Genomic DNA, 20119 nt, shown 5'->3' with positions numbered 1-20119 from the left:
CCGTGATCAAAAGGCAACGATTATATACGGTGCTGGCCAGTGGCACAGCTGTGATTCTGATGACAGCCGGACTGCTGTATATCAACAACAGGGGAGTACCCGCTATAGAAGTAGCAGCTTATCTGGAAGCAACAACAGAGACAATACCAGCCGAAGCGGAGACACTGAAGTATCTAGCGGATACCTCGCAGGGTGTGCCAGGCATGCAATTGGTCGCTGAGGACCAGGAATTGGCGCTTTATTATAACGAGGAGACAACCGAGATCGCCGTGCGTGACGGGGCTAGCGGAGAGATCTGGTACAGCAATCCGAAAGGACGCACGCAAGATGGTCTGGCTTCGGCTTATGAGAAAGAAGTCCTGTCGTCCCAACTAAACATCTCCTTCCGGGATGCGATAGGTACACTGGAGAACTTTCCGAATTTCAGCACCAGTATTACCAACAAACAATTTGTTACTGCCAATGTGGATGGGGGAATCCGGATTACCTACACACTTGGAGATACCTCGCTCGGTATCGATGCATTGCCCAGATTGATTAGCAAACAGCGCCTGGAGGAGAAGGTTCTTTCGAAACTGGATGCCACCGCCGCAAGGTATGCTTCTGCCCGTTACTATCCAACCAAGGACAATCCGGATGTTCTGGAGAGGCTGGATGGACAGATCTCGAAGCAGCTTGTCCTGAACAAGATGCTGGATGCCTTTGAAACAGCGGGTTACACCGCAGACGATCTTGCTTATGACAATCAGGAAAATGGGGTTGAAGGCGGTGGTGCTTCGGATAAGCCCAGCTTCGTCATCCCGGTAGAATATCGGCTGGATCAAGGCTCGCTGGTAGTGACCGTACCTCTGAGTCAAGTGGAAGAGAGTGGTCAATATCGTATTCGTAACATGGATTTGCTCGCATACTTTGGTGCCGCGGATACCAAAGGCGAAGGGTATATGTTCGTGCCGGACGGGTCAGGCAGCTTAATCCATCTGAATAACGGAAAGGTCATGGAAGAGCAGTATGTACAGCGTGTATACGGTGCAGATCCTAACGACAATTCGCTCAGTCGGCCCCAGGTCAGCGAATCAGCACATATGCCTGTATTTGGCCTCAAGAACGGGGAGCATGCCTGGTTTGCCGTGATTGAAAAAGGAGACGCAATGGCCAGCATCTCTGCCGATATCGGAGGCAGGCAGAACAGTTACAACCATGTATATGCGACCTTCTCCCTGCGTGGGGAGGATGAACTGGAGATGTATACCTCGCAGAACATGCAGGAGATTCAACTGCTGAGTGAAGAGCCTTTTCGAGGAGATATCCAGGTCCGATATCATTTCCTGCATGGAGAAGATGCCAGTTATTCCGGTATGGCTCGCCTATATCAGCAGCAGTTGGTGGATGGGGGTGTGCTGAAGCCGCTGGAAGAACAGACGGAGCTGCCGTTCTATGTGAGTGTACTCGGTGCAGTCGACCAAAAGGCCTCTTTTCTGGGTGTGCCTTATCGGACCACACTAGCCATGACGACGTATGAACAGGCAGCTCACATGGCAGCAACGTTACAGCAGGAAGGTGTAAGCCGCATACAGATGCGGTATCAGGGTTGGTTCGGTGGCGGGTTCAGCCACCATACACCGACTCAAGTGAAGCTGGATCGTGAGGTAGGCAGTCGTTCTGAGCTGCAGGAGCTGTCTGCCCAATTGCAGCAGTCTGGTGGAACACTATTCCCTGATGTGGCATTCCAGCGGATCTATCATGATGACTGGCGTTTTGCTCCGTCCTCTGATGCGGCCCGGTTTGTAACTAAGGAGACGGCTGAATTGTATCCTTACAGTCCTGCTCTCAACCGAATGGATCAGAGCAAGGACAGCTATTATCTGCTCTCCGCTGCCAAGCTTCCTTATGTAATCAGCGAATTTGCCGGGAAAATTACAAAACTTGCGCTCGGCGGATTGTCACTCCGTGATCTCGGGCAGGTCCTGACTTCCGATTATCGGGATAGCCGTGTAATTCACCGCGAGACGGCCAAGAACATTGTGAAGGAGCAGCTTGGCAAGCTGCAGCAGGCGTATCCGAGCATGATGTTATCATCGGCTAATGCCTATGCATGGGGATATGCGGAGCATGTAGTGGATGTGCCTCAAGGCTCCAGTTGGTTCAACATTACCGATGAGGAAGTTCCTTTTTATGAAATGGTCATTCATGGTTATATGAGCTACGCAGCATCTCCCATGAATACATCAGGAGATCAGGATCTGCGCAAGCAGCTGCTGCGAAGTCTTGAGCTTGGTGCAGCCCTCCATTTCCAATGGACGCATGAACCATCATCCAGGCTGAAGTTGACGAATTATGATTCGGCTTATGCTACCGCGTACGAAGACTGGATAGATGACGCGGTTGATCTGTACAAGGAAGCAGATGAGGTGTTGAAAGGGTTGGGGAATCAGCAGATTACCGGGCATGAACGAATTCAGGAAGGCGTGGTCCGGGTCACGTACAGCGGCGGTAGGTCTATCCTTATAAACTACACTGACGATCGGGTAACTGTAGACGGAGTGTCGGTTGGTGAAGCCGACTATGCCGTGGAAGGAGTGGGCCGATGAGAACCCTGCGTTTATCGTTGAAATCACGGAGAGCGCTGCTCGGTATTGCGTTTATCTCGCCGTGGCTGCTTGGTTTCATTTTCCTCTTTGCCACGCCGCTCCTGCAATCGATCCGGTTCAGCTTCAGCAATCTGTCGGTGGCTCCAGGAGGGTACGTCCTTGACTTTGTCGGTCTGAAAAATTTTAAGGATGCACTTCTCGTAGATGCCACCTTTAATCGAATCCTGATTGATTCGGTTGGGGCGATGCTGCTGAATGTGCCCATGATATTGTTTTTCAGTCTGTTTACGGCGACCCTGCTCAATCAGAAGTTCAAGGGCAGAACCATGGCACGGGCGATCTTCTTCCTGCCCGTTATTCTGGCCTCTAGTGCGGTGGCGGCAGCCGAATCTGCAGGTCTGATCAATCTGATGGGCGACGCCAGCGCCGTTGAATCGACGGCTGATGGAGGAGCTTCGTTTAACGTGGTTTCCATCGTGCGGATGCTGGCTGATGTTGGACTGCCGATGGCCTATGTGGATTACATCGTAGAAGCCATCATGCGAATTTACGAGATCATTAGCCGCTCAGGCGTTCAGATTCTGATCTTTCTCGCCGCCCTGCAGTCCGTACCCGGTTCCATGTATGAAGTAGCCAAAATCGAAGGGGCAACGGCCTATGAATCATTCTGGAAAATTACATTTCCAATGGTCAGTCCGCTGATATTGACGAATGTCATTTATACGATTATTGATTCATTTGCCGGAAGTCCGGTTACACAAGCCATCTACCAAACGGCATTTAAGACCCAGAATTTTGGCCTGAGCTCGGCGATGTCCTGGTTGTATACGCTGGTGATCGGCCTTGTGCTGCTCGTTGTCGGCTGGGTATTGTCACGGCGGGTTCATTACAACTGACGGATAATGTAAAAGGAGGGCTACTAGACTATGGCTGTGTCGGGAACGGATCGCATGGTGGTGGTTCCGAAGCAGAATTATCAACTGCAGCGAGTTCGAAATAAAACATCGGACCTCCTGTATTCCATATTCAGATATGCATTGATCATCGGCATTTCATTTATTATTCTGTATCCGTTATTCCTTAAGATCTCGGTTGCGTTCAAGGATAAACAGGATATCTATAATCCAACCATTTATATGATTCCCCAGCATTTTACGCTGAACAATATCAGGCTGGCGGCGCAGGTAATGGATTACCTGCCCTTGCTCGCGAACACCTTGCTGTTTGTTACCATAACAACGCTGTTGACGGCAATATCCTGTGCGCTTGCCGGATATGGATTTGCCCGCTTTACTTTTCCAGGCAGCAATGTCCTCTTTGTGCTGGTGATTCTCACCATTCTAGTGCCGACAAGCACGCTGATGGTGCCGATGTATCTGCATTTCCGCAGCTTCGACTTTCTGGGCATCATACAGCTGTTTACGGGCAGGGAGGGAGTCAATCTGTTAAACACCTATTGGCCTTCCATGATTACTGCTGCGACGGCTGGAGGGCTGAAGGCAGGGCTGTTCATTTATATTTTTCGGCAGTTCTTCAAGGGTATGCCCAAAGAGATCGAAGAAGCTGCGCTAATTGATGGTGCGGGCGGATTTCGTACATTTGCCCGAATCATGCTGCCCAACGCCATTTCACCACTGATCACGGTCATCCTGTTTTCTTTTGTGTGGCAGTACAATGATACGTTCTATTCCGCGTTGTTCATGAGTGAAAGTCCATTAATCTCACTCAAGGTCGCTTCCTTACCGGCTCAGGCGAATCAGTTGATTCCTCAACTGATGGGTTTTGGTTCGAGTTCCGGCATGAAGGCTGATCCGAACTATGTCGCCATGATCGTGGATACCGGCATTTTGCTGGCGATTGCGCCGCTGATTATTTTGTATCTGTTTGTACAGCGTTATTTCGTGGAAAGTATTGAGCGTTCTGGCGTTGTTGGTTAAGAGGGCTTGGCGTAGTCATATAGGATACGTAATTCGGTTGATTTTGATATTTGGGTCGCTATGTACCCTGCCTTGGAATGGGGGAAGTTCAATGATGGAAAATAAGATAAGCAGTACCTTGGTGAATCAAGATGCGACTTCCGAGGCCAGGGAATTGATGAAGTATTTGGTGAAGAGTTATGGGTCGGCAGTACTTTCGGGTCAGCAGGAATACAGCAACCTGAACTGGATTAATGAGAATACGGGACGGAAACCGGCTGTGATTGGGTTTGATCTGATGGAATACTCACCTTCAAGAACAGAGCGGGGGGCGACCTCCGAGGAAATACGAGATATGATTGCATGGCATCAGCAAGGCGGGATCGTGACCTTGTGTTGGCACTGGAATGCACCGTCCCAACTGATCGATGAACCCGGCAAAGAGTGGTGGCGGGGATTTTATACGGAGGCCACAACGTTCGATCTCGCTTCCGCGCTGGCTCACCCCGAATCGGGTGAGTATGCCTTGTTGATCCGGGATATCGATGTGATCGCCGGGCATCTGCAAGAGCTTAAGGATGTAGGCGTACCTGTGTTATTCCGCCCACTTCATGAAGCTGAAGGAGGGTGGTTCTGGTGGGGAGCGAAAGGGCCTGAGCCTGCCAAACAGTTGTATCGTCTGCTGTATGATCGATTGGTCAACCAACATGAGCTGAGCAATCTCATCTGGGTGTGGAACTCGGAACAGCCGGAATGGTATCCGGGCGATGATGTTGTGGACATTGTGAGCGTGGATGTATATCCGAAAGCAGGGGACCATGATCCACTTGCAGAACGGTACGAGAACTTGCGAAATTTGGTGAGTGACAGCAAATTGATAGCACTCGCGGAAAACGGCTCCATTCCTGATCCGCAGCAGATGGAGGAGCAGGGCATTCATTGGAGCTGGTTCTGTACCTGGACAGGTGAATTCCTGAGGGGTGGCCAGCATAATACTGTGGATTACTTAAAAGAAGTGTACAACAGCGACTATGTCATAACTCTGGATCAGTTGCCTGAGTGGAGTTGGAAATAGTCGTTCAAGGCGTTCAGCGTATCGTGAACCTAAAAAGCGTTAGCATGGCATAAGAAATTATGCGGATGCCAGCGCTTTTTTATCGTGATTTTTATGGGTGCTGGATAAGAATCAAATGTAAGGATTACTCGCTGAGCTGGATATCAGAGCATTGATCTTCGGAAATAAAGCCTCATTGGAAGTGAACAGGACGTAAGATTGATGGGTTGTGCGGATTAGGATGGTTTCAGAAGCGCCATACGCTGCACCGATTCGAATGGCTGAAGGCTCACTTCCACCATAAGTTTCATCAAGGGTAACAGATTGGATATCTGTGATCGGAATTCTAATTTTAGAAAACTGCCAGCGAATAATCAGTTGATCTTTTTCTTGCTCTACTTGCACACCTAACATCGTATATGTCCTCCTAATCAGTCATGAGTTAAGGCAAACCACCTTTTTATTAGTTTATCATTAAATGGTTAATATTCCCTCGTTAATAACGAATGATGTTAAATAAACCATTTGAGGCTAGACCAAATTGATTTACAACAGTTATTTCCATCATTGTTCACATGATGTACACTATGACTAATAAATGTAAGGGACAGGAAGGCCTGAATCGCTATGAGAGAAGAAGTGGTCGTATCGGAATATGACCCAAGATGGGTTGAGGATTATCACGTAGAACGCAATAAAATCATGAAGGTGCTGACAGAGATCTGCGTGGATTTTGAACATATTGGGAGTACGTCTGTGCCGGGGCTGGGCGCGAAACCACTAATCGATATGATGGCAGCAGTACATGAGTTGAACGATGTGAAGGCAGTACATATGGAAGCATTGGGAGAACTGGGGTACGAGTATGTGCCCAAGCCGGATTTTCCGGAGCGTCTGTTTTTCCGAAAAGGACAATGGAGAGCAGGTACGCATCATCTTCATGTCTACAAGTACAAGAGCGTGGAATGGAAGGATAACTTGCTGTTTCGCAATGCTCTCAGGAGAGACTCGGAAGTTATGCAAGAGTATTACGCGTTGAAGAAAATGCTGGAACAGCAATTCAGACATGATCGTGTGGGATACACCGCAGCTAAGGCTGCTTTTATTCAATCTATCATTCAGAAGGCCAGGCTGTACGAGGATAGACGACGCTAATATCTTGTTAAAAGAGTGTGTACTTATATCGCTGACGAAGGCGTGATCTGTATGACAGACCTGAACGCATATCATTATTTTGAGAAAAGGATTGGACCGTTCCGCAATCTCTCCAGTTTGTCTGAAAAGGATGCAGAAGTCGTAGCACAACGAATCAGGCAGGAACGCCGGAATTTTGCCAGTCAACGTTCAGCAGACTACTTGATGATTCGCAGAATGCTTGAACAAAAAGCGTACGAGCTGTTTACAGCCAAAGGCGGGCAACCGGTAAGCCCCTATCCCCATTATATGACTCTGGGTACATGCGAGTGGTTGGAATCATGGTATACGGAACCGGAGTGGATCGCAATTTCTTGGTGTGATCTGCCTGCCGAATCCGTAAGCTTTACCTATGGAGATCTCTTCCCAACCATGCGTTATTCGGATGGTAAGCCGTATCGTAAGCAGGTGTATACCAAAGATGAAATTCTGCAGGTCATTCAGTTCTATGGGTGGCCTCAGGAATGGAACCGGAATGGTGAATTGGGCCCGGAACGTTATATTGAAGTCCAGGTATGGGATGAGCTGATCATCAACCGTACCAAGGCATTTAAGGTCTATTTACTGCCAGGATTACCAGTGCAAAAAAGTGCAATTGCAGGAAATACGGGTGTTCGTTATAGTGAGTGAAAGCTTTGAGGTGACTGGGAATAACCTCATTCCAGGGTCAGTCAAAGCCCCTTTTTTAATCGTTAATCCGATTAATACGATAGGTTTAAGAGACTAAGGAGGATGGGGAAGCCTATGTTAAATGTGGGGAACCGTAGCACTCGTAATTTGAACTGGATTATATCCGTTGTATTGGTCATGTCTGTCTTGCTTAGTGCATGCGGAAGTCAAGAAGCGGGGCAAACGAGTAAAAGTGGCAGCAGCGGCAATGGGAATGATCCACTGGAAGTTAGCATCATGACGATCACACCCAGTGCGGTTCCAGCGGCGGATGACAATGTAATCAAACGGGCGATCGAAAAAGCAACAAACTCCAAGATGAACATTCAGTGGGTTTCGAACAATATTTATAGCGACAAGCTGAACTTGACGCTCGCTTCTGGCGATATTCCTGATCTCATCATGATTAACGATCCGTTTGGAAGCACCTTTACCAAGATGGTCAAGCAAGGAGCGTTCTGGGATATCACGCCATATATCCAGGAATATCCGAACCTGAGCAAGGGCATTCCCGATATTGCCTGGGAAACAACCAAGGCAGCAGACGGCAACAATTACGGCATACCGCGCCCTAGGCCGGTGACGGGAGATTCCTTTTTCATTATCCGGAAGGACTGGCTCGACAAATTAAACCTTCAGGTGCCGGAGACGACAGATGAATTATTCGAGGTCATGAAGGCATTTGTGGAACAGGATCCTGATGGCAACGGACAAGCAGATACCACAGCACTTGCCGCTTATGTCAGTCCGGATGATCTCGGTTGGGGTGGCAATCTCGGCCCGGTGCTGGGCGCCATTGAGAATTCTTTTATCGGAAGCAACAGCAGTTGGAAGTGGGATGAAACAGAGGGGAAACTGGTATACAGGGAGCTGCTGCCCGAGGTCAGGGAATCCCTTCAATATCTGACGAAAGCCTACAGCAGCGGCATGATGCCCGAGGATCTTCTGTCGCTCAAGCTGACGCAGGCAAGGGAATTGTTCAAGCGCAACCAGGCAGGCATTATTGTGGACAAGACAGGCACGATGCGCAAAATCTATGCCGATGATCTGAAGAAAGTCGATCCTTCCTTCAAGTATACGGACTTCTACCCTCTGACCAATCTGAATGGCTACAACCCAAAAGGCTCGGGTTACAACGGCATTCTGGCGATTCCTGCAAGCGTACCGGAAGAGAAGATGAAACGGATTCTCCAACTCGTCGATACCTGGATGAACCCGGAAGTGTTTGAAATTCAGCAGTTTGGGATTGAAGGTACCCATTATGAAATGGTCGATGGCAAAAAAGTAGCAAGTACCGAGAAATTAACGGCGGACAACGCCTCGGATTTTAATCATATCGTTAACGTTATTGATCTGCCCTGGGATACCACGGGTGAAACAGAAGAAGAGACCCAGGCGAATGAACTATTCAAAAAAGTGGAGGCCGAACGGGACAAAACGAGTGTAGCCGATCTATCCGCCGGACTTCAATCGGAAACTGGACAGAAGATTCTGCCCGAATTAAACAAAAAGATACAGGATCTCAAGGCCAAAATCATTCTGGGCCGGGAGCCCATTGAAGCATGGGATACCTTTGTGGAATCTTTGCGGAGTGATCCAAATGTCCAGGCCATGAGTGATGAGATGACGGAGGCTTACAAGAAAAGAAACGGACAATGAATCTGAGGGGAGGAGCTGCAGCCCATGAGCGTAACCGAGCAGCACCTTAGCACACACAAGGGAAGGCAGACTTCATCCAAAAGAAACAGACGGACGAAATGGCTCTCCGCGCTGCGGCGCGATCGATCGTTATATTTGCTTGCTCTACCGGGCATCCTGTTCTTTCTCGTTTTTAAGTATATCCCGATGTGGGGCATCGTCATTGCGTTCCAGGACTATTCCCCCTTCAGGGGAATTCAGGGCAGTGAGTGGGTTGGGATACAGCACTTTACCACCTTGTTTGCCAATCCAGACTTTGCCTTGCTGTTTCGAAATACACTGGCAATCAGCCTGCTGAATCTGATCTTGTTTTTTCCATTTCCGATTCTGATCTCGCTGGGGCTCAATGAGCTGCGTAACGTGACGTACAAGCGATTGATTCAGACGGTGATCTATATGCCGCATTTCCTCTCCTGGGTCATTATTGCGGGACTAACACTCCTTCTGTTCGCCAAGGGGACGGGACTGGTCAACGAGCTATTTGCCTTATGGGGCTGGCCTAGGGTGGACTTTCTGACGAACCCGGACAGCTTCTGGATCATGGTCACGTTGCAGGCGATGTGGAAGGAAGCCGGCTGGGGAACGATCGTGTTTCTCGCTGCCATGGCAAGTGTGGATACCCAGCTGTATGAGGCAGCACGAATGGATGGGGCGGGACGGCTGCGTCAGATCTGGCACATTACGCTCCCTGCCATCCGGAGTGTCATCGTCGTGCTTCTCATTTTAAGACTGGGGGACATCATGGAGGTAGGATTTGAGCAAATCTTCCTGATGTACAACGGCGCTGTATCTGAAGTGGCTGAAGTGTTTGACACTTATGTATACCGTACGGGAATTGAACAGGGAGATTTCAGCTATAGTACAGCGGTTGGACTTTTCAAGTCAGTGGTCGGCCTAGTGCTCGTAGTGATTGCAAACCGTTTGGTGAAGCGCATGGGCCAAGAAGGGGTCTACTAATGCCCGCTGCTTCGGTTCCGCGTCCATACGAACTAGTGGGAGGAGGGTATTGGGATGCATCGTTTGAAATGGAGTGAGAGGATCGGTCAGTCTCTGAATGCAATCGTTCTTGGGCTGCTGGCGGTGGCGATGTTTTTTCCGCTGTATTATGTTTTTGTCGTTTCGTTCACCGATCCGGGAGAGTATCTGCAAAAGAAAATTGTACTCTTCCCGCAGCGCTGGTCTGCGGAAGCTTATACTTATCTGCTGTCTACGCCTGCCTTCGCACGCTCACTGGGGAACAGTGCCTTTCTAGCAACTGTAGGTACAGTGTGCAGTCTGGCCGTATCCTCTTCCCTGGCCTATGCCTTGTCCCAGAAGAGGTTTTATTTCCGAAAAGTACTGATGTTCCTGATCGTACTGACCATTTTGTTCAGCCCGGGAATTATTCCGAATTACTTGCTGGTCCGGGAGCTCGGGCTAATCAATAACATCTGGGCATTGATTCTGCCTGCGCTTGCCAATGGCTGGACGGTGCTGCTCATGAAAAATTTCTTCGACAGCCTGCCTGCGGAGATCAGTGAAGCGGCCTCCATCGATGGTTGCAGTGCGATCCGGACCTGGTACACCATTGTGCTCCCCTTGTCGATGCCTGCACTTGCGGCATTTGGCTTATTCTTTGCAGTAGGATATTGGAACCAATTTTTCGCGGCACTATTGTATTTGAATGATTCTGCGAAGTGGCCTATACAGGTGCTGCTGCAAAACATGCTGCTGAACGCGTCCAATATTGATTTGGTCGCACCTGGACAGCAGGTAGAGACACCACCGACAGAGATGTTGAAGATGGCCGCCATAATTGTAGCCATTATGCCGGTGCTGGTGGTATACCCATTTATTCAGAAGCATTTTGCGAAAGGAGCCATGGTTGGCTCAGTGAAAGGATAAATCTGCATTCAAGGCGGGTATTCCCGGAAAGGAGGTACAGAGAGTGTTATTCAAGCGTACACGAGATCCTATGCCCAAAGGGCGTTATTTCAGGCGCAGCCTGATGATGATTCTGTTGATCGCCTGCATTCCGGGAGTCATTACGGGAGTGCTGCTGTATGGATGGATTACTATCAAAATGGAACATATTTTGCAGCAAACGCATTTGCGGCAATTTGAACAACGCACCGCATGGGTCGGCGAACAATTGGATGCGCTTGAACTGACTTTCTCACAGTGGGCCTTCGATCCGGTGTTCGATAACCGTCTGAAGGAGCTTGATTTTGTCTACAAGTACAAGCAGGTTCATGAGCTCTATCGATTGCTGCTGATGATCCAGAATTCCAATACGCTGATTGGCAAGGTTCAACTGTATCTTGAAGAACCCAGAGCGGTGAAGATGGATTCAGAGCGGTATGATTTTATGAGCGACCCTAAGGAAATTCAAACGTACAACAGCCTGACTGAACAGCCGCGAGCCACCTATTGGTCCCGTTCCATGGATGGCTCCTCCATGATGATGGTGAACCGGCTTCCGAGTGGAAGTGATGATGCTCTGGGTGCGTTAACCATTACTTTGGATAACAAACAGCTTGGCAGCATGCTGCAGACCTTGTCTCCGTATGAGGGCGGGACGACCTTTTTGCTGAATGAACAGGGAGTACCCTTGCTTCCACAGGACCAAAATCTGGGTGGATTACAGCAAGCTGTCCGTGAACATGTGCTCAAGCTTGAAGAGAAGCCCAGCTCCTTCTTGATGGAATACGAGGGTATGACCTATTCGATTCAGTCCGGCACTTTTCGCAGATTGGGTACAGATTGGACTTACGTATCTGCGGCTCCGTTGAATGAAATTGTAGCTCCTATTGTGTCAGTACCCCGAATCGTCCTGCTCATTAACGGAGGTGGGTTGTTACTGGCTCTGCTCCTGTCATGGATTGGTTCGCTACAGCTCTACAAGCCATTCACGAGATTGCTGCGAATATTTACTGCAAACGGTGTGGACGAAGAGGCTGCTGCTCCTGCTCGGACTTCATGGCCAAATGGAGCAGCAGCGTCTAGCTCGGCCGTGCAGCTGGATGAAATCAAGCATATCGAACAGCACTGGATTGGCGTGAATCGGGAACGTGAATCCCTCCAGCGGCGGCTGGAGGAACATCTGCCACTCGCGAGGGAGAGTCTGCTGATCCAGCTGACGCTAGGTCATCTGCTGTTACCCAGTGACCGTGAATGGCGGGAACGTCTGTCCCAAGTGGGATGGAATCTCCACGACGAGCAGTTCATGATTATGCTGGCTCATATACGTCCGAGTGCTGTTACCCTTCAAGAGGGCGGCTACCTCAATCGGAATGAATCACCAGAATGGATTAGCTTGGCTGCAGCCGAGATTTTGGGAACGCAGCTCGAAGATTTCCCCTACCCCACAGAAATACTCAATTATCACGACATGTCGATCGCTCTGCTGCTCGCCATTTCTCCTGATGACCAACCGGAGGCTCTTGCATTCCGGGAACAATTCATTGCAGTAGGGCAGCGATGGTTGGAGATCGTGCAGTCTGAATTGGATGCACGTATGACGATCTCCATCAGCAAGATCACGTCCGATGCCTCTCATATACCGCAGCTTGTCAGAGAATCGAGAGCTGTTTTGAGGCAAAGGCAGTTTTCTTCAGGTGCAGGCATCATCAATATGAATGAAAAGGAAGAACAGGATCGGAAGGAACAGGGAACGTATCCGCTTGAATTGGAACAGGACATCATCTCGGCCTTACGTAACGGCGATCAGGGAACAGCCATGGAGCGCTTTCGATTGTTCATTGGCAGCTACGCCCATGTAGAAGCGACAGAGAATCAGGCCAGACAGGCAGTTCTTCAACTGCTCGCCCGGATCCAACACACCCTTTTGCAGTTAGGCGAAGATCCGGTTCAACTATTCGGTTTGGCGTTGTATGAAGAGGTGCTGCAGCTGCGTGACCTGGATGAGTTATTCTCATGGTTCAAGGAACGAATCGTGCATGTATGCGTGGAGGAATTCACCGGCAAGGAGGAGAAGCAGATACAGATGGCTGTGCATCAGATCAAGGAGCATGCCGAACAACAGTATGCAGAAGCGTTATCGCTGGATGAACTCGCAGACATTCACGGAATTCACTCCTACACGTTAAGCCGGGCATTCAAACAGGCATTCGGACAGAACTTTGTGGACTATCTGACAGAGGTGAGACTAGGTCGGGCAAAGGTACTGCTCGAATCCACAGACGTCAAAATCAATGAAGTTGCAGAGCAGGTTGGTTATCAGCCCAGTTATTTTAACCGATTGTTCAAGAAAAGCGAGGGAACGACGCCCAGTCGATATCGGGAGGACGTTCGTAAACAGAGTGAGCATACTCGGGGCAACTGCTCCGTTTAATCTTCCTGACGAAGGAGAGTGGAATGTAACGTGTCACAGGCCAAGCCCGACATTATTTTTCTGATGACGGATCAACAGCGATGGGACTGCATTGGAACATTTAACGAACATATTCATACGCCGAATCTGGACCGACTTGCTTCCGAAGGGATTACGTTCCGTGAAGCGGTATGCCAATCCCCCATGTGTGCACCAAGCCGTAGTTCGATGATGATGGGATATTATCCATCACAGCTTGGAGTTCGCACGAATTACGGTGGTCTCTTTGAGGAAGACAAACTGCCGTCCGAGCCGCTGCCAGCATTAATGCAGCGTGCAGGGTATCAAACAGCCGGATTCGGGAAAACCCATTGGAATCATGGCGAAGGCGTGGATGAACCCTCTACGCGCGGGTTCGAAGTGAGAGCCATCGGCCTCTCCCGGCAGAGTGGTCATTACGAGCAAGGGGCTATGATGATGGGGGATTCTCATCCTGAAGCACTTGAAGCATATCATCAGGAGACGAAGGATTTTGGCGGCGGGGAGGAAAACGTCAACGGTTACACGGGTCTTACGAGCCAGATTCCCATGAATCAGCATCGAGACGGGTGGGTAGCTGAGCAGGCACTGCAGTTTTTGGATGAGGGGATAGACCCGGAAAGACCGTTGTTTTTTTATCTATCCTTCCTGAAGCCGCATGCCGGGTTCAACGTACCTCGGGAGTTTGAAGAACTATACAAGCTGGAGGACATTCCGGACATCCCTCAGCCGCCATGGGAAGATGAAGCTTCTACGCATCTGGCAGCTTCGGATGATCTGAACGAGAATAGTCGTGAGGCGTATCTTGACAAGAAGAGAGTATGGGAGAAACGAAGTCCGGAAGAGCGGCGGAGGACCACGCTCAGGTATTGGGCGAATTGCTCCTGGTTGGACCATTATTTTGGACAGGCCCTGGAGAAGCTGGAGAAACAGGGAAGGCTGGACCATGCACTGATTGTATTTGTATCGGATCATGGAGAAATGCTGGGGGAGAGGCAGTACCGCTTCACCAAATATAATCTGTATGACAGCAGCGTAAGAGTGCCACTCATCCTGGCGGGTACCTATATCCCGACTGACAAGCGGGGAACAATGGACCGGAGGCCCGCGGAGCTGGTGGATCTGGTACCGACGTTAACGCGTGCAGCCGGACTTGACGCGAACCCGATGTTACCCGGAGTGGATTTGCTGGGCAATCTCCGGCACCGCGGAACATTTTGCGAATTTCATGGCAAAGGTGTAACGGCGCCCCATTCAGCGCCAGCCTATATGTGGCGGACAGCGGAGTGGAAACTTATTCTGTACATTGAAGGTTCTGTTGCGGAGTCTGCCTCCAGAGTGCATGAAACCAGAGGCGAATTATATCATCTGACTGCTGATCCGCATGAATGGACGAATCTGTATGAAGAACAGCAGCATGCCAGCATCAGGGAGCAGTTGAAGACGGAGCTGCTGATGCATCTGGCGGTTAGCTGGGCGAAGGGTCCATTTTTCTACGATCGTGGAGGAACCACGCCGTTAGAGTCGTGAGAGCAATCGTTGCTCTAATACTCACTGACATTTCCTAATGAAAACTCATATCATTGTACACGTAAAAACAGGTTGGATAGAAATAGCTGTTGACCGGGCAACCGGAGGCAAAGCGATTATCACTAAACCAGATCAGTCGATCTCATTCGACTGGTTCTGGGGCGGAGATAGCAGGCTTTGCCTTTTTTGATATGCATAGTGGTAGGTTAATCCAAATCATGGAGGGGAACCGTTGATGAAATTCATAACGACTGCAGCAAGAAAAAATAGAGTATGGTTAACCTGGCTTTTGGGCGGATTGATAGTGTTGTCTGGTATAACTTCACCAGAAGGCAGTATACCTCGGGCACATGCTGCAGGAGGGTCTGCGCCGCGCCTGGTTGAAGATCTGGGAAGAGGTCTTACTGCCGTATATCTGGGTGAGAACAAAGTATATCTTAGCTGGCGTCTGCTAGGTACCGAACCACAGCAGGTTACATTTGATATTTATCGCCGTACAGGGTCCAAGGAGATCAAGCTGAATGATCACCCACTTGCCCAAGGAACGAACTACACAGATGAGGATGTAGATGTAACCCAGAGTCATACGTATGTTGTGAAATCTTACGTGAATGGGACGTTGAAGGGGAAAATTGCCGAAGTGGAGCTCGCAGCCGACCCTGAGATTCGAAATTACTTCCGCATTCCGTTGCAAGACATAACGTCCAATCCATCCGATTATTTTGTGCAGCATGGCTGGCCAGGTGATCTGGATGGCGATGGAGAATACGAAGTTGTGGTGACCCGGATCCCTGTCAACGGGGGCAACAAATATGTGGAGGCATACAGCCTGACTGAAGGCTTCCTCTGGCGGATTGATCTCGGTCCCTACAGTGTTACAACCATTGATACCTATAACGCACCGCCTGCTTCTGTCAGCGAATTCGGGGTTGCAGGACTTGGGGGTTGGCGGGATAACGACAATATTACCGTGTTTGACCTCGATAGTGACGGGAAGGCCGAAGTGCTGCTGCGTACCTTTGAAGGTGTGACCTTTGCGGATGGGAGGATTATCCCTGCTTCAGCCGAGCGTGCGCAATATGTGTCTGTTGTGGATGGACTGACCGGTATAGAGGCAGCCCGCACAACCATCGCCAATGATTATGCAGCCGATGGTCCACTCAGCGGCCACTTCGGCATTGCCTATCTGGACGGGGAGCATCCCAGCCTGATTACAGCCCTCAAGAATCGTGCGCTCAGCCGCAATTTCCAGTATGTGACGTCCGCTTACGACTATGCAGGTGGAGCTTTAACCGAGCGATGGAGACATGCAGGAGCAGATGGTGAATTTTTCCACCAGATTCGCATATTGGATCTCGACGGCGATGGGAAGGACGAGGTTTCATTTGGCGGTTGGGCACTGGACGATAACGGGGAAACGTTATACAGTCTGTCTGGTGTAGTCCATGGTGATCGGTTCCATATCACGGATATCGATCCGAATCGGCCGGGATTGGAACAATTCGGTATCCAGCAGGCCGAGAACGGGAACGTTAATCAATTCCCCTGGTTCTATGCCGATGCCGCGACGGGCGAGATTATTCGCACTGGAGAAGTCCCACAGGACGTCGCACGGGGAACGTTGGCGGATATTGATCCGCGGCACAGAGGGCTTGAGATGTGGTCCAGCTCAGGCAATATCTACAATGTGGACGGCGAAGAGATCAGTTCGGTTCAGCCTTCAACCAATTTCAGAATTTGGTGGGATGGTGATATGCTGGGTGAACTGCTGGATAAGAACTTTGTGGAAAAGTGGGACTGGGAGCAGAACAGGACGACACGCCTGTTTACTGCGGATGATGTTCGTGTGAATTCCAGAAATGCCCCTGTCCTGTATGGTGATCTGCTTGGAGACTGGAGAGAAGAGGTTCTATATGAAACAAATGACTTTAAGGAACTGCGTCTGTATACAACAACGATACCGTCGGATGTCCGCATCTACACGCTGCCGCATAATCCGGCATATCGCAATGGCCTGGCTGTAAAAGGATATATGCAATCCCTCCTGACGGATTATTATCTGGGCGACGGCATGTCAGAACCTCCGTATCCGAATATTCGCCCTGCCGTGTACAACAGGGACTAGGCTATAATCCTGCGGAAGGAGATGTTTCAGATGCAGGATCAGCTTCGCCAAAGCACATCATCCCGTTGCTGTGCTGCATGCCATCGCTTCTACTGCAATCGTTATCGAGCGGCAGCGAGAATCCCCAATACACTGGATACATCCACTGGGCACATCGGTTTTTCGATGTGCCGCGAATGTGTTGACCGTATAGCTGCATAGACGTTAATCTGCTACTTTGACCCGAATCAGCAATCCAAACAGCCCCAAGATGGCAAACGCCATAAATGCTGTCGTATTGGAGAATGCATCAATCGTGTAACCCGCAATGGAAGAGCCAAAGAACTGTCCCGCACCCAGTGCAAGAAAGGCAAGGCTGATCCCGATTGACGTATTTGGACGGAATAGTCTGGTCGCCCACACGATAAACACGCTGGTCAGGAAGATGTAGGTGCTTCCGAACAAGACGGCAGACGTCAGACTGGCAGTCATGGATGGCAGGATAATAACACCAAGGGAAATGGCGAGTAGTAGTATACCGACATGATAGGAACGCCCGATTCCGATTCGTTCGATAATTCGGCCGGCACAACCGCCCAAAATCCCCAAAATCCCCATCACAATCCAGAACAATACGGCTTCCGAATCGGAGGCCCCTTTTTCGTCCGTCAGGAAGCTTCGCGCGAACGTCCAATAGATCGCAGAACTAAAGCCTGTCAATAGGGAAGCCATAAGCAGAGCTACACCAGGTCTGGTGGGTTTCATGCATGCCCAGAGTGATTTGGTGCAAGGTTCGGTTTTGCGTGGCGAAAGAACGCGTCTGTTCCACAGCAGAACCAAAACACCAAGAACAGCGAAGAAAATATAGGACCAGCGCCAGTATTCACTGAACAATAGATAAATTGGGCCGGAAACAATAATGCCGAAGCCTGTTCCCGTGTTAATCCAGCTGTTACCACGTGCCTGCTGCTCAGGCTGAAGTTCCGCATAGACGGTGTTACCCAAGGCAGGAGAAGCCAGGCCTGTACTCAGTCCGGCGAGAAATACGGCTATGGTTAGGACCAAGGCATTTGGAGAAAGGGCGATGCCAAGTAAACCAATTATGGCGCTTATGCCGGCCATATGAATAACCTGGTAATGTCCGATGCGATTAATAATCAAAGGTGCAATGATCAAAGAGAGACAATAGGCAATGTAAGTAGCTGAATTGATTGCACCCGACTGGGTATCATCCAACTGCAGCGATTGCGAAATTTCCGGCATAAACAGACCATAACTGAATCTCCCGAACGCATAACATACCGAAATCAGTGCGATCCCGGGAAAAATAATTCTTTTCAACATATCCACCGCCTTTTTAGATAGAACGATCATTATATTTCTGCTGAAATAAAAAAAGTGAGTTGAACTATAACTCACCCGGTGTGGGACAACTTGAAACTGTTTCGAGTCATGTCAAGCAGTTCCCGGCAGACAATACTTACATCTTGAGTCTCAGCGAGCGCGGTGGAGCCCTCCAAGAGTAGGGAAAATCGGATCATATCCCGATCCGTAATGGACGCATCCAATTTTTTTATCAGGGTCATCACATGTTTTTTGTGCGCATGCACGGCTTGAACAATCACATGTTCTGGATCGCCGCCAAACTCTTCCTTGGCACGCAAGAACATACAACCCCGGGACTCGTGCTCCATCAGCCAGCGAGCATGCCCTTCGGCTAGATTCAGAAACAGGGGCTGTGCCTTGTTATCTGCATACTGTCTCAGCTGTTCCAGATATCGCTGTTCTCTCCGAAGAAGAACTTCCACGATGAGGTCATCCTTGGAATCAAAGTGATTATATAAGGTCATGATGGCAATATCTGCATCCGTGATAATCCGCTTCAGGCCAATGGAGTGAAATCCATGTTGATAGAATAAATTTTCTGCCACGTTCAACAGCATTTCCTTTTTGCTGCTCATAGCTGCAATCTCTCCCTTTAGGATCAGATAGAACGATCATTATACCCCAAAATATAACAATCCAATTCGGTTGTCAAATTCTGTGAACCATTTCAATCTCCATTCCGTGCAGCGCGTCTACCCACTCTGGGGGACATCCATCGTCGGTGATAACCATTGAGATCTTATCCAGGGGTGCAATCTGCGCAAAGGTGGAGCGTCCAAATTTGGTGTTGTCCGCTACAAGAATGGATTCCTCCGCACGTTCCATCATCTTACGGGAGATCTGGGCTTCCTCCAGCATATAATCTGTGATGCCGTCCGTTAACGATATCCCGCCGGCAGAGATGAAGGCTTTATTGACTTTGAATTGATTCAACAATTCATGAGCAAGATGACCTGTCGAGGCTTGTACCGCTGGATTGATATCGCCTCCGGCAAAAATGATCTTACCTGCGAAATTCTCCAGAGCACAGGCAAGAATGGGCACAGAGTTGGTAATAACCGTGATCTGCGACCGATTTTTCAGTTGGCGCATGATTTCCAGCGTGGTTGTCCCGTTGTCCAGCATAACGGTTTCCCCATCCTCAATCAGGGATGCTGCAGCAGCGCCGATACGTTGTTTTTCGGTCAATTGCAGTAATGAACGCTTCTGAAAAGAGGCTTCAATCATTCCTGATCGCACACGAACTGCACCGCCATAGACTTTACGCAATTCACCTTCCTTTTCAAGCCGGTCCAAATCGCGCCGGATGGTCTCCGTTGATACCTGAAAGTGGTCAGCCAGCAGCTGCACCTGAACTTTTCCCTGGGTAGCCAATTGAGCTAGAATGGTCTGTCTGCGTTCTTCATAGGTTAACGACATAACTTGCCCTCCCGTTTTCCATTTCGTACTTTTTTCTATTCTACGTTAATTTTTATACTTCTAGCTATAGTGTGCATGCTGGATGACAGGAATAATGTATTGACAGGATGAAGCGGTGGAGATAAGATCGGATCAAACAAACAACACGAAACCACATAAAACCACAAAACTGTGGTGTATGTACATAACGAATTAATAGGGGGAACCAAT

17 protein-coding genes are annotated in these 20119 nt (G+C 49.5%); 12 read left to right on the top strand and 5 right to left on the bottom strand.

Features of this window, described 5'->3' with window-relative positions; translation table 11 throughout:
• Positions 1-2: 2 nt before the first annotated feature.
• The 4 genes from ABIC22_RS01140 (at position 3) to ABIC22_RS01125 (ending at position 5579) form a co-directional block, all read left to right on the top strand.
• The gene (locus ABIC22_RS01140; protein WP_354477332.1) at positions 3-2588 is read left to right on the top strand and encodes a DUF5696 domain-containing protein; all 2586 of its coding nucleotides are present in this window, start codon (positions 3-5) and stop codon (positions 2586-2588) included.
• Positions 2585-3484 carry a carbohydrate ABC transporter permease gene (locus ABIC22_RS01135; protein WP_354477329.1) on the top strand — a complete coding sequence of 300 codons (900 nt, stop codon included), beginning with the start codon at positions 2585-2587 and terminating at the stop codon, positions 3482-3484. The genes ABIC22_RS01140 and ABIC22_RS01135 overlap by 4 nt, the downstream gene beginning before the upstream one ends.
• A 30-nt stretch (positions 3485-3514) precedes the next feature.
• Entirely contained in the window at positions 3515-4525 is a 1011-nt protein-coding gene (locus ABIC22_RS01130) for a carbohydrate ABC transporter permease (RefSeq protein WP_354477326.1), read from the top strand.
• A gap of 91 nt (positions 4526-4616) precedes the next feature.
• Complete coding sequence (locus tag ABIC22_RS01125) at positions 4617-5579, top strand: glycosyl hydrolase (protein WP_354477323.1); 963 nt, start codon at positions 4617-4619, stop codon at positions 5577-5579.
• Between the two features lie 111 nt (positions 5580-5690).
• Here the strand turns inward: ABIC22_RS01125 and ABIC22_RS01120 are convergent, their stop codons facing one another.
• Positions 5691-5972 (bottom strand): SunI/YnzG family protein, encoded by a 282-nt coding sequence (locus ABIC22_RS01120; protein ID WP_354477321.1) that lies wholly within the window; start codon positions 5970-5972, stop codon positions 5691-5693.
• Between the two features lie 213 nt (positions 5973-6185).
• Here ABIC22_RS01120 and ABIC22_RS01115 point away from each other — a divergent pair, with 213 nt between their 5' ends.
• From ABIC22_RS01115 to ABIC22_RS01080, 8 genes are all read left to right on the top strand, one after another.
• Positions 6186-6713 carry a GrpB family protein gene (locus ABIC22_RS01115; RefSeq protein WP_354477318.1) on the top strand — a complete coding sequence of 176 codons (528 nt, stop codon included), beginning with the start codon at positions 6186-6188 and terminating at the stop codon, positions 6711-6713.
• 51 nt (positions 6714-6764) lie between these two features.
• The gene (locus tag ABIC22_RS01110) at positions 6765-7382 is read left to right on the top strand and encodes a hypothetical protein (protein WP_354477315.1); all 618 of its coding nucleotides are present in this window, start codon (positions 6765-6767) and stop codon (positions 7380-7382) included.
• A gap of 114 nt (positions 7383-7496) precedes the next feature.
• Complete coding sequence (locus tag ABIC22_RS01105) at positions 7497-9080, top strand: extracellular solute-binding protein (RefSeq protein ID WP_354477313.1); 1584 nt, start codon at positions 7497-7499, stop codon at positions 9078-9080.
• A 24-nt stretch (positions 9081-9104) separates the two neighbouring features.
• The gene (locus ABIC22_RS01100) at positions 9105-10076 is read left to right on the top strand and encodes an ABC transporter permease (protein WP_354477310.1); all 972 of its coding nucleotides are present in this window, start codon (positions 9105-9107) and stop codon (positions 10074-10076) included.
• Positions 10077-10130: 54 nt separating this feature from the next.
• Positions 10131-11003 (top strand): carbohydrate ABC transporter permease, encoded by an 873-nt coding sequence (locus ABIC22_RS01095; RefSeq protein WP_154895837.1) that lies wholly within the window; start codon positions 10131-10133, stop codon positions 11001-11003.
• 43 nt (positions 11004-11046) lie between these two features.
• Entirely contained in the window at positions 11047-13452 is a 2406-nt protein-coding gene (locus ABIC22_RS01090) for an AraC family transcriptional regulator (RefSeq protein WP_354477307.1), read from the top strand.
• A 30-nt stretch (positions 13453-13482) separates the two neighbouring features.
• Complete coding sequence (locus ABIC22_RS01085) at positions 13483-15000, top strand: sulfatase family protein (RefSeq protein ID WP_354477305.1); 1518 nt, start codon at positions 13483-13485, stop codon at positions 14998-15000.
• Positions 15001-15235: 235 nt separating this feature from the next.
• Positions 15236-17125: a rhamnogalacturonan lyase family protein gene (locus ABIC22_RS01080; RefSeq protein ID WP_354485805.1), complete on the top strand. Its 1890-nt coding sequence runs from the start codon at positions 15236-15238 to the stop codon at positions 17123-17125.
• Between the two features lies 1 nt (position 17126).
• On the opposite strand, the gene ABIC22_RS01075 is transcribed toward ABIC22_RS01080, so the two are convergent.
• The 4 genes from ABIC22_RS01075 to ABIC22_RS01060 form a co-directional block, all read right to left on the bottom strand.
• Positions 17127-17324 carry a hypothetical protein gene (locus ABIC22_RS01075; protein WP_354477302.1) on the bottom strand — a complete coding sequence of 66 codons (198 nt, stop codon included), beginning with the start codon at positions 17322-17324 and terminating at the stop codon, positions 17127-17129.
• Between the two features lie 5 nt (positions 17325-17329).
• Positions 17330-18448: an MFS transporter gene (locus ABIC22_RS01070; protein WP_354477299.1), complete on the bottom strand. Its 1119-nt coding sequence runs from the start codon at positions 18446-18448 to the stop codon at positions 17330-17332.
• 71 nt (positions 18449-18519) lie between these two features.
• Positions 18520-19065 (bottom strand): TetR/AcrR family transcriptional regulator, encoded by a 546-nt coding sequence (locus ABIC22_RS01065; RefSeq protein WP_251642305.1) that lies wholly within the window; start codon positions 19063-19065, stop codon positions 18520-18522.
• A 73-nt stretch (positions 19066-19138) separates the two neighbouring features.
• Positions 19139-19909: a DeoR/GlpR family DNA-binding transcription regulator gene (locus ABIC22_RS01060; protein ID WP_354477296.1), complete on the bottom strand. Its 771-nt coding sequence runs from the start codon at positions 19907-19909 to the stop codon at positions 19139-19141.
• Positions 19910-20119: the final 210 nt, after the last annotated feature.

Source organism: Paenibacillus sp. PvP094, assembly GCF_040546835.1.
In the GTDB taxonomy this organism is placed as follows: domain Bacteria; phylum Bacillota; class Bacilli; order Paenibacillales; family Paenibacillaceae; genus Paenibacillus; species Paenibacillus illinoisensis.
The sequence above is the reverse complement of the archived record's forward strand: the minus strand, read 5'-3'. Positions and strand labels throughout refer to the sequence as shown.

Coding starts and splice junctions, on each gene's coding strand:
- ABIC22_RS01135 (WP_354477329.1), top strand. CDS start 2,585: ATGAGAACCCTGCGTTTATCGTTGAAATCACGGAGAGCGCTGCTCGGT.
- ABIC22_RS01130 (WP_354477326.1), top strand. CDS start 3,515: ATGGCTGTGTCGGGAACGGATCGCATGGTGGTGGTTCCGAAGCAGAAT.
- ABIC22_RS01125 (WP_354477323.1), top strand. CDS start 4,617: ATGATGGAAAATAAGATAAGCAGTACCTTGGTGAATCAAGATGCGACT.
- ABIC22_RS01120 (WP_354477321.1), bottom strand. CDS start 5,972: ATGTTAGGTGTGCAAGTAGAGCAAGAAAAAGATCAACTGATTATTCGC.
- ABIC22_RS01115 (WP_354477318.1), top strand. CDS start 6,186: ATGAGAGAAGAAGTGGTCGTATCGGAATATGACCCAAGATGGGTTGAG.
- ABIC22_RS01110 (WP_354477315.1), top strand. CDS start 6,765: ATGACAGACCTGAACGCATATCATTATTTTGAGAAAAGGATTGGACCG.
- ABIC22_RS01105 (WP_354477313.1), top strand. CDS start 7,497: ATGTTAAATGTGGGGAACCGTAGCACTCGTAATTTGAACTGGATTATA.
- ABIC22_RS01100 (WP_354477310.1), top strand. CDS start 9,105: ATGAGCGTAACCGAGCAGCACCTTAGCACACACAAGGGAAGGCAGACT.
- ABIC22_RS01095 (WP_154895837.1), top strand. CDS start 10,131: ATGCATCGTTTGAAATGGAGTGAGAGGATCGGTCAGTCTCTGAATGCA.
- ABIC22_RS01080 (WP_354485805.1), top strand. CDS start 15,236: ATGAAATTCATAACGACTGCAGCAAGAAAAAATAGAGTATGGTTAACC.
- ABIC22_RS01075 (WP_354477302.1), bottom strand. CDS start 17,324: ATGCAGCTATACGGTCAACACATTCGCGGCACATCGAAAAACCGATGT.
- ABIC22_RS01070 (WP_354477299.1), bottom strand. CDS start 18,448: ATGTTGAAAAGAATTATTTTTCCCGGGATCGCACTGATTTCGGTATGT.
- ABIC22_RS01065 (WP_251642305.1), bottom strand. CDS start 19,065: ATGAGCAGCAAAAAGGAAATGCTGTTGAACGTGGCAGAAAATTTATTC.
- ABIC22_RS01060 (WP_354477296.1), bottom strand. CDS start 19,909: ATGTCGTTAACCTATGAAGAACGCAGACAGACCATTCTAGCTCAATTG.